Annotated in this window: 15 protein-coding genes; 3 read left to right on the plus strand and 12 right to left on the minus strand. The window is 65.0% G+C overall.

Annotation, left to right across the window (positions count from 1 at the left end; translation table 11 throughout):
- Positions 1 to 876 (plus strand): lysophospholipid acyltransferase family protein, encoded by an 876-nt coding sequence (locus tag BMX43_RS05390; protein WP_091298113.1) that lies wholly within the window; start codon positions 1 to 3, stop codon positions 874 to 876.
- A gap of 4 nt (positions 877 to 880) precedes the next feature.
- Here BMX43_RS05390 and BMX43_RS05395 read toward each other — a convergent pair whose 3' ends face one another.
- Positions 881 to 1603, minus strand: coding sequence for a DUF1223 domain-containing protein (locus tag BMX43_RS05395; protein ID WP_091298117.1), 723 nt, complete (start codon positions 1601 to 1603; stop codon positions 881 to 883).
- A gap of 315 nt (positions 1604 to 1918) precedes the next feature.
- On the opposite strand from BMX43_RS05395, the gene acnA reads away from it, so the two are divergent.
- A complete protein-coding gene (gene acnA / locus BMX43_RS05400; protein ID WP_091298121.1) occupies positions 1919 to 4606 on the plus strand; it encodes an aconitate hydratase AcnA in 2688 nt (895 codons plus the stop codon).
- Between the two features lie 891 nt (positions 4607 to 5497).
- Here the strand turns inward: acnA and BMX43_RS05405 are convergent.
- The 9 genes from BMX43_RS05405 to yajC form a co-directional block, all read right to left on the minus strand.
- Positions 5498 to 6025, minus strand: a complete 528-nt coding sequence (locus BMX43_RS05405) for a DsbE family thiol:disulfide interchange protein (RefSeq protein ID WP_091299053.1) — start codon at positions 6023 to 6025, stop codon at positions 5498 to 5500.
- Complete coding sequence (gene ccmD, locus BMX43_RS05410) at positions 6025 to 6177, minus strand: heme exporter protein CcmD (protein ID WP_091298126.1); 153 nt, start codon at positions 6175 to 6177, stop codon at positions 6025 to 6027. The genes BMX43_RS05405 and ccmD overlap by 1 nt, the downstream gene beginning before the upstream one ends.
- Positions 6174 to 6905 (minus strand): heme ABC transporter permease, encoded by a 732-nt coding sequence (locus tag BMX43_RS05415; RefSeq protein ID WP_091298129.1) that lies wholly within the window; start codon positions 6903 to 6905, stop codon positions 6174 to 6176. Before BMX43_RS05415 ends, ccmD begins: the two co-directional genes overlap by 4 nt.
- Positions 6906 to 6956: 51 nt before the next feature.
- Complete coding sequence (gene ccmB / locus BMX43_RS05420; RefSeq protein WP_091298133.1) at positions 6957 to 7613, minus strand: heme exporter protein CcmB; 657 nt, start codon at positions 7611 to 7613, stop codon at positions 6957 to 6959.
- Complete coding sequence (ccmA, locus tag BMX43_RS05425) at positions 7610 to 8236, minus strand: heme ABC exporter ATP-binding protein CcmA (RefSeq protein ID WP_091298137.1); 627 nt, start codon at positions 8234 to 8236, stop codon at positions 7610 to 7612. The genes ccmB and ccmA overlap by 4 nt, the downstream gene beginning before the upstream one ends.
- Before the next feature lie 168 nt (positions 8237 to 8404).
- The gene (locus BMX43_RS05430; protein WP_091298141.1) at positions 8405 to 8758 is read right to left on the minus strand and encodes an Mth938-like domain-containing protein; all 354 of its coding nucleotides are present in this window, start codon (positions 8756 to 8758) and stop codon (positions 8405 to 8407) included.
- A 9-nt stretch (positions 8759 to 8767) separates the two neighbouring features.
- Positions 8768 to 9748: a protein translocase subunit SecF gene (gene secF, locus BMX43_RS05435; RefSeq protein ID WP_091298146.1), complete on the minus strand. Its 981-nt coding sequence runs from the start codon at positions 9746 to 9748 to the stop codon at positions 8768 to 8770.
- A 10-nt stretch (positions 9749 to 9758) separates the two neighbouring features.
- Positions 9759 to 11426, minus strand: a complete 1668-nt coding sequence (gene secD / locus BMX43_RS05440; RefSeq protein WP_091298149.1) for a protein translocase subunit SecD — start codon at positions 11424 to 11426, stop codon at positions 9759 to 9761.
- Positions 11427 to 11481: 55 nt separating this feature from the next.
- Entirely contained in the window at positions 11482 to 11814 is a 333-nt protein-coding gene (gene yajC / locus BMX43_RS05445; RefSeq protein WP_091298153.1) for a preprotein translocase subunit YajC, read from the minus strand.
- Positions 11815 to 12102: 288 nt separating this feature from the next.
- Between yajC and serS the strand changes: the two genes are divergently transcribed.
- Positions 12103 to 13395 carry a serine--tRNA ligase gene (gene serS / locus BMX43_RS05450; protein WP_091298156.1) on the plus strand — a complete coding sequence of 431 codons (1293 nt, stop codon included), beginning with the start codon at positions 12103 to 12105 and terminating at the stop codon, positions 13393 to 13395.
- 57 nt (positions 13396 to 13452) lie between these two features.
- Here serS and BMX43_RS05455 read toward each other — a convergent pair whose 3' ends face one another.
- Positions 13453 to 14058, minus strand: coding sequence for a lytic transglycosylase domain-containing protein (locus tag BMX43_RS05455; protein WP_091298159.1), 606 nt, complete (start codon positions 14056 to 14058; stop codon positions 13453 to 13455).
- A gap of 85 nt (positions 14059 to 14143) precedes the next feature.
- Positions 14144 to 14701: a helix-turn-helix transcriptional regulator gene (locus tag BMX43_RS05460; RefSeq protein ID WP_245749379.1), complete on the minus strand. Its 558-nt coding sequence runs from the start codon at positions 14699 to 14701 to the stop codon at positions 14144 to 14146.
- Between the last annotated feature and the right edge of the window lie 4 nt (positions 14702 to 14705).

Raw genomic sequence — 14705 nt, forward strand, 5'->3', positions numbered from 1 at the left:
ATGGCCAAAGCATCATCCCCGGGCTTCCGCCTCGATCACTGGCTGCAGAATCTGGTTCTGCGCGCCCTGATCGGTGCGCTGCTCGTGCTGCCCTATCGCTGGCGCGTGCCGCTCTGTGGCTGGGTCTTTGCCCGGCTGATCGCGCCGCTGGCCGGTTACAGCCGCCGCATCCGCGACAACCTCGCGCTGATCTTCCCCGACATGCCAGAGGCCGAAATCCGCCACATGCTGCGCGCCGTGCCGAACAATGTCGGCCGCACGGTGATCGAGATGTATTCGGGCGACGAATTCATCGCCCGCGCCAAGGCCGCCCCGCTGCACGGCCCCGGCCTTGCCGCATTGGAAGAAGCGCGCGCCGCAGGCCGCCCGGTGGTGCTCGTCACCGGCCATTTCGGCAATTACGACGCCAGCCGCGCCGCCCTGATTGCGCGTGGCTTTCCGGTGGGCGGGCTCTATCGCCCGATGACCAATGCCTATTTCAACGCCCATTACGTCGCCGCCATCCGCCATATTGGCGAGCCGTTGTTCGCGCGTGGGCGGCAGGGCATGGCCGCGATGATCCGCTTTCTGCGGCAGGGCGGGATGCTGGGCATCGTGCAGGACCAGCACATGAAATACGCGCCGGTGCTGCGCTTCTTCGGCCAGCCCGCCAAGACCGCGCTCTCTGCCGCCGAACTGGCGCTGAAATACGATGCCCTTCTGGTGCCCAGCTATGCGATCCGCCAGCCTGACGGGCTCAGCTTCGACATTCTCGTCGATGCACCAATCCCGCACAGCACCGCCGAGGTGATGACCCAGGCGCTCAATGATCACCTGGAGACGCATGTCCGCCAGAACCTCGACCAGTGGTTCTGGATTCACAAGCGCTGGAAATAACGCGCTAGTCCAGCGCCGCCGCCGCCAGAATGGCCCCCGGCCCGGGCTGCTGCAGGATCACCACCGCAGGCCCCGCCCCCGGATCGGGCAGCGCCAGATCCAGCGGCGCCAGCCCGGCCCATTCGGCCACCGGCTCCCAGCTTGTCACGATATTGCGATAGGTCACCACCTGCCCGGCATTTTCGCCATGCGCGATGTCCACCGTCTCTTCCGGGCGATACCGCACCAGTTGCACGATCACCGGCCCCACCGCGGCCAGCGCGGCCCCTGCCGCCGCCACCTGCCTCATCTCGGCGCGGATGCGCAGCCCTGCCGCCTCGCGCGTCACCTGCAGCAGCACGGGCGCCGCCCCGGCCTGCGCCGCCGCAATCGCGCCCGCCACCGCCTCGGGGTCATTGCCTTCCACCCGCGCCGCCCCCTGCACGATCATCTGCGGCGTATAGATGGTGCGGCTATGCGCCGCCCGGGCATAGGCCTTCTGCCGCGCGGTGAATTGCGGATCGGCGAACCGATCCTCCCAGCCGATGTAATCCCAATAGTCCACATGCAGCGCCAGCGGGATCACCCCCGCCTGCCCGGTCAGCGTGGCGAAATAGGCATCGGCGGGCGGGCAGGACGAACAGCCCTGCGAGGTGTAGAACTCCACCACAACGGCGCCCTGCTGCGCCAGCGCCATGGGCGCAAAGGCCACCCAAAGGCCGCAGGCGGCTTTCACTGCGTTCAGCATGTTGCGATCCCGATCCCCTCGTATCTTCTTCGCTTCTAGTCAAACGGGCGGTTTTCTGCCAATCAAGGATTTGCGAGACGGCGTGTCTGCCCCCAAAGGCGCGGCAACAGGGCCACAGCGCAGGCGCCGCGCGGGGCCCCGCGCAAAACCCGCCACATCCCGCAAATCTGCACTGGATTTTCGGCATACAATTGCATACAAAGGCCACAGATTCCTTGCGTGACGCGCCGCAATGCGGCATGACACGATAGGAACACCGACCCACCGGGGCCGTGCCACGGCCCTCATTTCCGAGCCACAGCCAGGAGGCGACAGATGACCGTCACCGTCGGACACGACAGCAGCAAAACGAGAAAGACCCTCAGCGCCGGTGGCGCCAGCGTCGCCTACTACTCGATCCCCGCCGCCGAAGCCGCCGGTCTGGGCGAGTTCGCCAAGCTCCCGGCCGCGCTGAAGGTCGTGCTGGAAAACATGCTGCGCTTCGAGGACGGCAAGACCGTCACCGTTGACGACATCAAGGCCTTCTCCGACTGGGGCAAGATGGGCGGCAAGAACCCGCGCGAAATCGCCTACCGCCCGGCCCGCGTGCTGATGCAGGATTTCACCGGCGTTCCGGCCGTGGTGGACCTTGCGGCGATGCGCGACGGCATCCTCGGCCTGGGCGGCAATGCCCAGAAGATCAACCCGCTGAACCCGGTCGATCTGGTCATCGACCACTCGGTGATGATCGACGAATTCGGCACCCCCCGCGCCTTCCAGGCCAACGTGGACCGCGAATACGAGCGGAACATGGAACGCTATGTCTTCCTGAAATGGGGTCAGAAGGCGTTCAACAACTTCCGCGTCGTGCCCCCGGGCACCGGCATCTGCCACCAGGTCAACCTGGAATACCTCGCGCAGACCGTCTGGACCGACAAGGACCAGAACGGCGAAGAAGTCGCCTACCCGGATACGCTCGTCGGCACTGACAGCCACACCACCATGGTGAACGGTCTGGCCGTGCTGGGCTGGGGCGTCGGCGGGATCGAGGCCGAGGCCGCGATGCTGGGCCAGCCGGTGTCGATGCTGATCCCCGAAGTCGTCGGCTTCAAGCTGACCGGCACGATGATGGAAGGCACCACCGCCACCGACCTCGTGCTGAAGGTCGTGCAGATGCTGCGCAAGCATGGCGTGGTCAACAAATTCGTCGAATTCTACGGCGAAGGTCTCGATCACCTGCCGCTGGCCGACCGTGCCACCATCGCCAACATGGCGCCGGAATATGGCGCGACCTGCGGCTTCTTCCCGATCGACAATGAAACCCTCCGCTACCTGCGCGGCACCGGCCGTGACGAGGCCCGCATCGCGCTGGTCGAGGCCTATGCCAAGGCCAACGGCATGTGGCGCGACGAAAGCTATGATCCGGTCTACACCAGCACCCTGCATCTCGACATGGGCACCATCGTTCCGGCGATCTCCGGCCCGAAACGCCCGCAGGACTATCTGCCGCTGACCGACGCGAAAGCCTCGTTCGCCAAGGAAATGGAAGCCTCGTTCAAGCGCCCGCAGGGTGTCGAGGTTCCGGTCGAAGGCGAAGATTACACCATGTCCTCGGGCAAGGTCGTGATCGCCTCGATCACCTCCTGCACCAACACCTCCAACCCCTATGTGCTGATCGGCGCCGGTCTGGTCGCCCGCAAGGCACGCGCGCTTGGCCTGAACCGCAAGCCCTGGGTGAAAACCTCGCTGGCCCCCGGGTCGCAAGTGGTGTCGGAATACCTGAACGCCGCCGGTCTGCAGGAAGACCTCGACGCCGTGGGCTTCAACCTCGTCGGCTATGGCTGCACCACCTGCATCGGCAACTCCGGCCCGCTGCAGCCCGAAATCTCCAAGGCGATCAACGAGGGTGACCTCGTGGCGACCGCCGTGCTCTCGGGCAACCGCAACTTCGAAGGCCGCATCTCGCCCGACGTGCGCGCCAACTACCTCGCCTCGCCGCCGCTGGTTGTCGCCTACGCGCTGGCCGGGGACATGAACATCGACCTGACGACCGAACCGCTCGGCACCTCCAAGGACGGCAAGCCGGTGTTCCTCAAGGACATCTGGCCGACCAACAAGGAAATCGCCGATCTGGTGCACGAAGTCGTCACCCGCGAGGCGTTCCAGAAGAAATACGCCGACGTGTTCAAGGGCGATGAAAAGTGGCAGGCGGTGGAAACCACCGACTCCGAAACCTACGATTGGCCGGCGACTTCGACCTATATCCAGAACCCGCCCTACTTCAAAGGCATGGCCAAGACCCCGGGCACGATCAGCAACATCTCCGGCGCCCGCGTTCTGGCGCTGCTGGGTGACATGATCACCACCGACCACATCTCGCCTGCCGGTTCCTTCAAGGCGACCACCCCGGCAGGCAAGTATCTGACCGAACGTCAGGTGCCGGTGTCGGAGTTCAACTCCTACGGCGCCCGTCGCGGCAACCACGAAGTGATGATGCGCGGCACCTTCGCCAATATCCGCATCAAGAACGAGATGCTGGATGGCGTCGAGGGCGGCTACACCAAGGGCCCCGATGGCGAACAGACCTCGATCTTCGACGCCTCGATGGCCTATCAGGCAGCGGGCACCCCGCTGGTGATCTTCGGCGGCATCGAATACGGCGCCGGCTCCTCGCGTGACTGGGCCGCCAAAGGCACCGCGCTGCTCGGCGTCAAAGCCGTGATCGCGGAATCGTTCGAACGCATCCACCGCTCCAACCTCGTGGGCATGGGCGTCATCCCGTTCGAGTTCACCGGCGGCGACACCCGCAAGACGCTGGGCCTGAAGGGCGACGAAGTGGTCAGCATCGACGGTCTGGAAGGCGATCTGAAACCGCTCAGCCTCGTGCCCTGCACCATCACCTATGCCGACGGCTCGGTGAAAACGATCCAGATCAAGTGCCGCATCGACACCGAAATCGAGATCGAATACGTCGAACACGGCGGCGTGCTGCACTATGTGCTGCGCGATCTGGCGAAAGCCTGATCAGGCCTGACCTGTGAAAGAGGCCCCGGAGCAATCCGGGGCCTTCTCTATTGGGGGGCGTCAAGATGGCATGGCAGTCGATGTCTGGTTTGCGGGCCAATGCGGACGGTCGAAACAAGTCACTGTTTCGCCGCATAGCAGTGAAACCATGCTTTCTTGATTCTTGGGATGAGATACGTGCCGGCACCAGACAGAAGCAGAGAACTCGTAGCTGTTGCAGTTCACGTCGGATTATGGGTCGGCATTTGTTTTGTCGCATTCGTAACTGCCGGGTCTTACACGGTGGCAAACTGCTGGACGCTTATACCATTTTTTTTCCCGCCCATCGGCATCGGAATTATGCTGCTGGGTGCGTACAGCGCAGCCTACTTGGTGTCTTGCACCTTCTCCCCGAAACGCCGTCAAGGACATGGCTTCTGGGGAGCCGCTCATGGAACGGTTCTTTTTTCCGGCTTGTGTGCGTGCGTGCTCGCAGCGGCAATTTCTGCCCCGTCAGCCAGTTGCCTTTAGGTGTCCAGCAAAAGGCTGCTATGGACTCAAACCAACCCCACCCGCCTAGACGTGCAGACCGGATCAAACCTCAGGCCATGTCACCGCACAAGGCAACCAATCCCGGCAGGTCTCATTTTGTTTCGCGCTCTGCAACGGGTTGTTTCCAGACATGCCACCGCGCCTTATGTTCCCGTTAAGTTCCCACCGGTATCCTGTCCCCATCAGACACGGAGCCCCCATGCCCTTCCCCACCCTCACCCCGCAAGCCGAACTCGACGCAGTAACACCCCCACCCAGCCTGCCCTGGGGCGCGCTGGCCATGATCTGCCTGTTCGGCCTCTTGCTGCTTTGGGCATGAGGCCCGGCACCTGCTCCCCGGCGCCGACAGCCTCGGGCGGCCTACTCCGCCGCCTTCGCCAGTTCCAGGCGGATCACCCGCTCCAGCTCCTGCGCGGTGATCGGGCCGGGGAAGCGGTAGGTCACCTTGCCCTCGCCATTGATCACAAAGGTCTCCGGCACGCCATAGATGCCCCAGTCCAGCCCCATCCGCCCCGCATCGGTGCCGATGGTGGCATAGGGGTTGCCCAGTTCCGCCAGAAACGCCTCGGCCTTGGCCGGATCGTCCTTGTAGTTGACGCCATGGATCACCACGCCCTCTGCGGCCAGCTGCTCCAGCAGCGGCGCCTCGGCGCGGCAGGGCGCGCACCAGCTCGCCCAGAAATTCACCAGCTTCACCCCCGGCGCCCGCAGCACCGCATCGGTCAGCAGCGGATGGCCCGGCAGTTCCGCCACCTGCACCACCGGCACCGCGCGCCCCACGAAGGTCGAGGGCAGATCGTTCGGGTTCTCGCGCTGCATCCCCAGCCAGAACATCGCCGCCAGCCCGGCAAAGATCACCGGCGGCAGCAGCATCAACCACTTGCCCATCATCGCCCCGCCCGTTTCTCGGCCTCGGTCAAGGCCCGTTTCACCCGGCCATACCGCCAGACCGACAGCGCCACCAGCCCCGCCAGCAACCCCAGCGTCACCCCGTAAGAGGACAGCACCGCCCCCGCATATTTCCCAAGTTCCGGCATCATGCCAGCCTCTCCCGCGCTTGCAGCACCGCCAGCCGCCGCACCCGGATTTCCGTCACCGTGCGCAGCAGCACCAGCGCCACGAACAGCAACACGAACCCGGCGATGCAGATCAGCAGCGGCACATAATAGGCCACATCCAGCGGATCCTTTTCCCCCACCTTCATGATCGTCGAATCCTGATGCAGCCCCTGATTCCAGAATTTCACCGCATAGCGGCTCAGCCCCGCGAAGACCGACCCCACGATGCACAGCAGCCCGGTCAGATCGGCGGCGGTATCGGGGTTCTCCACCGCCTCCCACAGCGCGACATAGCCCAGATAGAACAGGAACAGGATCAGGAAAGAGGTCAGCCGCGGATCCCATTCCCACCACGTCCCCCACATCGGCTGGCCCCAGAACGCCCCGGTGATCAGCGCGATTAGTGTGAAGGTCATCCCGATCGGCGCCGCCGCCTTGGCCGCCAGCGCGCTGACATGATGCCGCCGGATCAGCCAGATCAGACTGGCCACCAGCATCATCCCCCAGGCATTCACCGCCATCATCGCGGCCGGCACATGGATGAACAGGATCTTCACTGTCGCGCCCTGCTTGTAATCATCCGGCGTGAAGAAAAACCCCCAGACCAGCCCGGTGACCAGCGCCCCCGCCGCAAGCACGGCCAGCACCGGCAGCAGCCGCGCTGCGGTCTCCATGAACTTCTTCGGATTGGCATATTCCCAAAGCGACATGGCCCCTCGCTAATTCCTGTGTCCCGTTCCGGCAAGCCGCATGATGCACGCTCACCGCAGATTGATGCGCAGCGCCAGCGCCGAGGCAAAGGGCAGCAGCGCCGCCGCCCCCAGCGTGATGCCGCCCAGCAGCAGCAGCGGCACCTCCACCGCCATGCCCGCGGCCCCGCGCTTCACCACTTCCGCGCCGAAGATCAGCGTCGGCACATAGAGCGGCAGCACCAGCAGGCTCAGCAACAGCCCGCCCCGCTTCACCCCCACCGTCAGCGCCGCGCCAAAGGTGCCGATCACGCTCAGCGCCGGGGTTCCCAGCAGCAACGACGCGACCAGCCAGCCGAACCCCGCCCCCGGCAGATGCAGCAGCACCGCCAGCACCGGCGCGGCCAGCGTCAGCGGCAACCCGGTCACCAGCCAATGCGCCAGCGATTTCACCGCCACCACGCCTTCCAGCGGGATCGGCGCCGTCGCAAGCAGATCGAGCGAGCCATCCTCGTAATCCAGCGCGAAAATGCGGTCGAGGCTCAGTAGGCAGGCCAGCAGCGCCCCCACCCACAGGATGCCCGGCGCGATCACCGCCAGCACCCGCCCCTCCGGCCCCACACCCAAGGGCACCAGCACCGCCACCAGCAGAAAGAACGCCAGCCCAAGGCCAAAGCCGCCGCCCGCCCGCATCGCCAGCCGCAGATCCCGGATCAGCAGCGCGATCATGCAAACGCCTCGTCAAAGCCGCGCGCCGTGGCCTGCCCCTGCCCCTTGGCGCGGAACGGCGTCAGGTCCAGCACCTGCGCCTCGGCCAGCCCAAGGTCGATATGCGTCGCCATCAGCGCCGATCCCCCCGCCGCCAGATGCCCGCGCACCACCTCGGCAAACAGCGCGACCGAGGCGGCATCGAGGCTCACCGTCGGCTCGTCCAGCATCCAGACCGGCCGCCCGCTGACCAAGAGCCGCGCCAGCCCCAGCCGCCGCTTCTGCCCCGCCGACAGGTTCGCCGCCATCCGGTCGCGCAAGGCCGCAAGGTTCATCCGCGTGATCGCTGCCTCTACGCCGCCGGTGCCATAAATCGCCGCCCAGAAACGCAGGTTCTCGGTCACGGTGAGCGTGGCTTTCAGCCCGTCGGCATGGGCGGCATAGGCCATCGCCTCGGGCGGCAACCCGATCCGCCCGGCCAGCGCCGGTTGCAACCCGGCCAGCGTGCGCAGCAGCGTCGTCTTGCCGATGCCGTTCGGCCCCCGCAAAATCAAGGCCGCACCGGGCGCAAGCGTGAAGCTCACCCCCTCCAGCACGCAGAGCCCCCCGCGCGCAACAGCCAGATCCGAGACGGAAAATTCCATGCGCCTTGCCTAGCCGATTGCGCGGCAGAGGCAAAGCGAAAGCGGCGGAATGCGACAAAGGAACAGGGGGGCGGAAGAAGGGGGCGCTGCCCCCGCCGCGCGTGCCGCGCGACTCCCCCGGAGTATTTTTACCAGGATGAAGCGCAAGAAGCCCCGCGCGCCCGCCGATCAGACCGGCAGCACCGCCAGCGCGATACGGCGGCCTTCGCTCAGCAGCACGTTGTAGGTGCGGCAGGCGGCGGGCGAGGACATCACCTCGACCCCGATCCCGGCCTCTTCCAGCGTGCGGCGCAGGGCCACCGGCGCATGGGCAATCTCGGCCCCCATGCCCAGGAACAGCACATCCACCTTGCCCGCCAGCGCCAGCAGCGCCGCCGCATCCTCCAGCCCGCCCCAGCCCCCGGCATCCCAGGGGGTGATGATGCAGGCGCCGCGCAGCACCTGACCGCCGATGCGGAAGAAGCCGGGGCCGTAGCCTTCAACCGGCTGGGCTTCCGTATAGGTGATCTCGGTCAGGCGCATCGGTCCCTCTCAGGCGTCGATATTGGCGAATTCGTGATCGCCGGGCTTGCGGTCCTTCTTGGCCTTGTCGCTGCGGTCCACCCCCAGCATCAGCACGATGTTCTTGGCCACATACAGCGTCGAATAGGTGCCGATGAACACGCCGAACAGCATGGCAAACACGAAACCGCGGATCACGTCGCCTCCGAAGATGATCAGCGCGGTCAGCGCCAGCAGCGTCGTCGTTGCCGTCATCACCGTGCGCGACAGCGTTTCATTGGTGGTCAGGTTCATCATCTCGCGCAGCGGCATCGTCTTGTATTTGGCCAGATTCTCGCGCAGCCGGTCAAAGATCACCACCGTGTCGTTCACCGAATAGCCCAGAATCGTCAGCAGCGCCGCCACGATGGTCAGATCGAATTTCAGCTGGAACACCGAAAACACGCCCACCGTGACCAGCACGTCATGCAGCAGCGCCGCCACCGTGCCGAGGGCAAACTGCCATTCGAACCGCAGCCAGACATAGAAGGCGATCCCGGCCGAAGCCGCAATGATCGCCGCCAGCGCCTTCCAGATCAGTTCCTGCGAGACTTTCGGCCCCACCGATTCCACCGACGGGAAGGTGATCGCCGGATCTTCCGCCTTCAGCGCCGCTTCCACCGCCGCGATCACCTCGGGCGTCACCGCCTCATCGCCTTCCTGCGGCGCGATGCGCAGCATGGCGACATGCTGGTCGGCGCGGAAGGACGGATCGAAGACCTGCGTGATCGACACTTCGCCCAGACCCGTCTCCGACACCGCCGCGCGATACACCGCCACATCCACCGGCGTGGTGCTTTCGGTGCGGATGGTCGTGCCGCCCTTGAAGTCGATGCCGAAATTCAGCCCCAGAATCATCACCGCCAGAATCGAGGCGATGGACGCCACGACCGAGCCGCCGAAGGTGACGAACTGCCATTTGAAGAAGTCGATATTCGTCTTGGTCGGAACCAGTTTCAGACGGAAAGCCATGACCCGCTCCTCACACTTCGATCGTCTTCGGGTGACGCCACCCGATATACAGGTTGACGATGGCCCGCGTCACATAGACCGCCGTGAACATCGAGGTCATGATGCCGATCCCGGTCGTCACCGCAAAACCGCGCACCGCGCCAGACCCCACGACGAACATGATCACCGCCGTCAGCAGGCTGGTCAGGTTCGAATCGATGATCGCCGACAAGGCCTTGCCAAAGCCGATGTCGATGGCCGCGGCCGGCGATTTACCCTCGCGCAATTCCTCGCGGATGCGTTCATAGATCAGCACATTGGCATCCACCGCCACCCCCATCGTCAGCACGATCCCGGCAATCCCCGGCAGGGTCAGCGTGGCGCCGATCACCGACAGGATCGCGAAGATCATCGAGATGTTGAAGGCCAGCGCCACCACCGCAAAAGTGCCGAACAGCCCGTAGCTGGCGATCATGTAAAGCGCCACCACACAGGCGCCGACCACCGCCGCCATCTGCCCGGCCTTGATGCTGTCGGCCCCCAGTTCCGGCCCGATGGTGCGCTCTTCCAGAAAGGTCATCTCGGCGGGCAGCGCGCCCGCCCGCAGCAGCACCGCAAGCTGGGTGCTTTCCTCCACCGAGAAGCTGCCGGTGATGATGCCGCGCCCGCCGGGGATCGCGCTCTGGATCACCGGGGCCGAAATCACCTCGTTGTCCAGCACGATGGCAAAGGGCTTGCCGATATTGTTGGCGGTATATTCGCCGAACTTCCGCGCGCCCGTCGCGTCGAACTGAAACTCCACCGCCGGGCGGTTGTTCTGGTCGAAGGCGGGCTGGGCATTGGTCAGCTCTTCCCCGGTGACGACCGGGGTTTCCTCGACCACATAATACACGTCTTTCTGGTTCATCGCGGGCAGCAGCAGGTTGCGCGGCCCCGGATTGGCGCCCGCATCCAGCGTCTGGCTGACCACCGGATGGAAGGTCAGCTTCGCGGTGGTGCCGATCAGCGCCTTCAGTTCCGCCGCCGACCCGATGCCCGGTACCTGAATCAGCACCCGGTCTTCGCCCTGCCGCTGGATCGTCGGTTCGCGCGTGCCCACCTCGTCCACCCGGCGGCGCACGATTTCAAGGCTTTGCTGGATGGTGCGCTGGTCGGTGGCGCTGCGTTCCGCCTCTGACAGTTGCACCACGATGTCGCTGCCCTCGGCGGTCACATCCAGATCGGTAGACCCGATGCCGGTCAGCGTCACCACCGGCGAGGCCAGCGCCCGCACCTTCTCCAGCGCTACCGCCATGCCCTCGGGGTTGGAGATGGCAACCCGCAGCACCCCGTCCACCGACGGCAGACGCCGCACATTGCCGACCTGATCGCGCACATCGCGCAGCGCGTCGCGCACCTCGGGCCACAAGGCATCAATGCGGCTCTTGTAGACATCCGCCACCTTCACCTCGGCCAGCAGATGCGCCCCGCCGCGCAGATCAAGCCCCAGCGGGATGATCGCCGACGGCAGCCAGTCGGGCCACAGCGCCCGCGCGGCCTCCTGTTCCGGCGTGGCCGTGCCCCCCGCCTTTTCGATCGCCGCCACGGCGTCATTGTGCTTTTCAACCCGGTCATAGAACAGGTTGGGCGCGGCGAAGATCAGCCCGAGGGCGACGAGCCCCCAGACCAGAAAGCTCTTCCACAGCGGCGTCTCGGTCATTTCGGCATTCCGTCTCAGGAGGCAGGCTTGGGGGGCAGGCGGCAGCTTGGGCCGATCAGGCCGCGGCGGCCGGCTCGGTCTTCGACATGACCTGAACGATGGTCGCGCGCGGGGTCTTCACGGTCACGCCCTGCGCGATCTCGACTTCCAGAATGCCGTCGTCATGCACCTTCATCACCTTGCCGATGATGCCGCCCTGCGTCAGCACCTGATCGCCGCGGCGCAGTTGTTCCACCATCGCGCGGTGTTCCTTGGCCTTCTTTTGCTGCGGGCGGATCAGCAGGAAATACATGATGCCGAAAATCAGGATCAGCGGCATGAAGCTGGTGAAAGCCGAAGCGGCGCCACCGGCACCGGCGGCCTGAGCGAAGGCGGGAGTTGCGAACATGGGGTCTCGTCCTCTTGTCGTCACACGCCGGCAGCCCGGCAATTTGGTGGCGCACCGTATCCGCGCCTCTGGATGAAGGCAAGGCGGGGGCCTGCACCTGCCGTCGCAGATAAGCGCGGTTGCAGGGCGGTGTAAGGTCCGCGCGGGCATTTTCCCGCGTCCATTTCGCCCGACAGCGGCGGGACACGGGGTGTACAGGGGGTGTACAGATGTCACCCCCCTCGTTTTTCCTTCACCCCGGCCCTCGGTTGTTGCATATGGGGGCCACCTGCAACCAGAGGTGAGACCATGCACGACATCCGCGCGATCCGCGAAAACCCTGCCGCTTTTGATGCCGCTTTGGGGCGCCGGGGCCTCTCGCCGATGTCGTCCGACGTGCTGGCCGTGGACGAAGCGCGCCGCGCCCGCATCCTGGCCGCCGAAACCGCGCAGGCCGCGCAAAACGCCGCCTCCAAACAGGTGGGCGCCGCCAAGGCCGCAGGAAACAACGAAGAATTTGAGCGCCTGCGCGCGCTGGTGGCCGAGAAGAAGGCCGAAATCGCCGCCCTGACCGCCGAGGCCGATGCCGAAGATGTGAAGCTGCGCGACATGCTGCTGCGCATCCCCAACCTGCCGCATCCCGATGTGCCCGAAGGCCGCGACGAGGCCGACAATGTGGAACTCCGGCGCTGGGGCACGCCCCGCGTGATGGACTTTTCGCCGAAAGAACACTTTGAAATCAAGGGTGTGCAGCCCGGAATGGATTTCGCCACCGCCGCCAAACTGTCGGGCAGCCGCTTTGTGGTGCTGCGCGGTGCGGTGATCCGCGTACATCGCGCGCTGGCGCAATTCATGCTGGATACCCACATTACCGAGCATGGCCTGACCGAAACCTGGACCCCGGTTCTGGTGAAGGAAGAAGCGATGTATGGCACCAACCAACTGCCGAAATTCGCCGAAGACAGCTATCAGACCACCAATGGCTGGTGGCTGGTGCCCACGTCCGAAGTGACGCTCACCAATACCGTGGCGGGCGATATTCTTGAGGAAAATCAGCTTCCTATTCGCATGACCGCCCATACCCAGTGCTTCCGCTCCGAAGCCGGGTCGGCGGGCAAGGACACCACGGGGATGCTGCGCCAGCACCAGTTCGAGAAGGTGGAAATGGTGTCGATCACCACCCCCGAAACCGCGTTGGCCGAACATGAACGAATGACGCGCTGCGCCGAAAATATCCTTGAAAAACTGGGGCTTCCCTATCGCACCATCGTGCTTTGCACCGGCGATATGGGCTTTGGCGCGCAGAAAACCCATGATCTGGAGGTTTGGCTGCCCGGCCAGAACACCTACCGCGAGATCAGCTCGGTCTCCGTCTGCGGCGACTTTCAGGCCCGCCGCATGAACGCGCGGTTCCGCCCGGCAGGCGGCGGAAAACCCGAGTTTGTTCATACCCTTAACGGCTCCGGCCTCGCCGTGGGCCGCTGCCTGATCGCGGTCTTGGAAAATGGCCAGCAGGCCGACGGCTCCGTCGATCTGCCCGCCGCGTTGCACCCCTATCTCGGCGGCAAGACCCGGATCAGCGCCGACGGCGCCATGGAATGACAAAAGGGGCCGAAAGGCCCCTTTATTCTTCTGGATCAATGTGTTGAAGGGTGATCCTCAACTACCGTAGATCACCTTCACATAATTCTTCGTCTCGGCATAGGGCGGCACGCCGCCATGCTTTTCCACCGCTTTCGGCCCGGCATTATAGGCCGCCAGCGCCAATTGCCATGTGCCGAATTTCCCATACATCATCGACAGATAGCGCGCGCCACCTTCCAGATTTTCCTGCGGATCGTTGATGTCCACCCGCAGCAGACGCGCGGTATCCGGCATCAGTTGCGCCAGCCCCGTGGCGCCCTTGGGCGACACCGCGCCGGGGTTCCAGCCGCTTTCCTGTTGCACCAGCCGCAGGAACAGATCTTCCGGCACGCCATGCTTGCGCGCCGCAGACTTGGCCGTCTCCAGATACTCGCCCTTGTAGCGCCCGCGATAGCTGGGCAGCGCAACCGCGCTGGCCTGCTCGATCTTTGGCGGTTTCGGCATCAGCCGGACAGAGCCGGAATACTGCTTGGCCAGCCGCCCATCCAGCAGCGCCGCCTGCGATTTGAACAACAATCCCCGGGACTTGGTAGAGCCGGACAGGTTGAGCCCCTCGGCCCCCGCTGCCCCGGCAAAAGCCAGAGAAACCAGCACTGCCAACGAAACGACTTTGCGACGCATCCGCCACCCTTGGACCTGAACACACGCGCTGGACTATACGGATTTCGCCCTGCTCCGCCAGAGTTTTCCGCCGCAGATCCCCGGATCAGGCAGGTTCCCGCCGGTCCTGCGGCACAAGCGGGGCTTCGCCGACCAGCGGCGCGCGCAGCAGATCCTCGATCAGCAGCGAGGTCAACTGCCCCCGCCCCGTCACCCCGGCCTTGCGATAGATCGCGTTCAGATGGGTCTTCACCGTCGCCTCGGCAGAGCCCCGGAAGCCCGCGATCTCGGCGATCGAATAGCCCTTGATGGTGAAGCCCGCGATGTCCTGTTCCGAAGGGGTCAGCTTCCACTCGCGGAAATAGCCCTCCATCACCTCGTTCAGCGCGCCCGCAGCCACGCTCACCTGCCGCTCCATCTGTGCCTGTTTGCGAAGAATACGCAGCAAGTATCTGGCTTCGAACGCAATTCCCAGAATCATGCCGAGCGTGGCTCCCAGTTCCGGCAGCAGGTGGATGTCAGTCGCGGCAGCCCAGCCCGCCTCGGCAATGTCTTCCGCCACATCGGCGACGAAGAACAGCACACAGGCGCACTGGAACAGGATCATCAGGGTCAGACCGATCTGGCGCCGGTCTGGCGTGACGGTCGGGGTCTTGGCAGTCATGGGA

The sequence above is a fragment of the Gemmobacter aquatilis genome (genome assembly GCF_900110025.1).
Lineage (GTDB): Bacteria > Pseudomonadota > Alphaproteobacteria > Rhodobacterales > Rhodobacteraceae > Gemmobacter > Gemmobacter aquatilis.

Bases quoted from the DNA above. Each gene is read 5' to 3' on its own strand.
- BMX43_RS05460 (WP_245749379.1), bottom strand. From the start codon at position 14,701: ATGACTGCCAAGACCCCGACCGTCACGCCAGACCGGCGCCAGATCGGT.
- ccmA (WP_091298137.1), bottom strand. From the start codon at position 8,236: ATGGAATTTTCCGTCTCGGATCTGGCTGTTGCGCGCGGGGGGCTCTGC.
- yajC (WP_091298153.1), bottom strand. From the start codon at position 11,814: ATGTTCGCAACTCCCGCCTTCGCTCAGGCCGCCGGTGCCGGTGGCGCC.
- BMX43_RS05430 (WP_091298141.1), bottom strand. From the start codon at position 8,758: ATGCGCCTGACCGAGATCACCTATACGGAAGCCCAGCCGGTTGAAGGC.
- BMX43_RS05395 (WP_091298117.1), bottom strand. From the start codon at position 1,603: ATGCTGAACGCAGTGAAAGCCGCCTGCGGCCTTTGGGTGGCCTTTGCG.
- BMX43_RS05455 (WP_091298159.1), bottom strand. From the start codon at position 14,058: ATGCGTCGCAAAGTCGTTTCGTTGGCAGTGCTGGTTTCTCTGGCTTTT.
- BMX43_RS05415 (WP_091298129.1), bottom strand. From the start codon at position 6,905: ATGTCGCTTTGGGAATATGCCAATCCGAAGAAGTTCATGGAGACCGCA.
- acnA (WP_091298121.1), top strand. From the start codon at position 1,919: ATGACCGTCACCGTCGGACACGACAGCAGCAAAACGAGAAAGACCCTC.
- ccmB (WP_091298133.1), bottom strand. From the start codon at position 7,613: ATGATCGCGCTGCTGATCCGGGATCTGCGGCTGGCGATGCGGGCGGGC.
- BMX43_RS05390 (WP_091298113.1), top strand. From the start codon at position 1: ATGGCCAAAGCATCATCCCCGGGCTTCCGCCTCGATCACTGGCTGCAG.
- ccmD (WP_091298126.1), bottom strand. From the start codon at position 6,177: ATGATGCCGGAACTTGGGAAATATGCGGGGGCGGTGCTGTCCTCTTAC.
- secF (WP_091298146.1), bottom strand. From the start codon at position 9,748: ATGGCTTTCCGTCTGAAACTGGTTCCGACCAAGACGAATATCGACTTC.
- serS (WP_091298156.1), top strand. From the start codon at position 12,103: ATGCACGACATCCGCGCGATCCGCGAAAACCCTGCCGCTTTTGATGCC.
- BMX43_RS05405 (WP_091299053.1), bottom strand. From the start codon at position 6,025: ATGGGCAAGTGGTTGATGCTGCTGCCGCCGGTGATCTTTGCCGGGCTG.
- secD (WP_091298149.1), bottom strand. From the start codon at position 11,426: ATGACCGAGACGCCGCTGTGGAAGAGCTTTCTGGTCTGGGGGCTCGTC.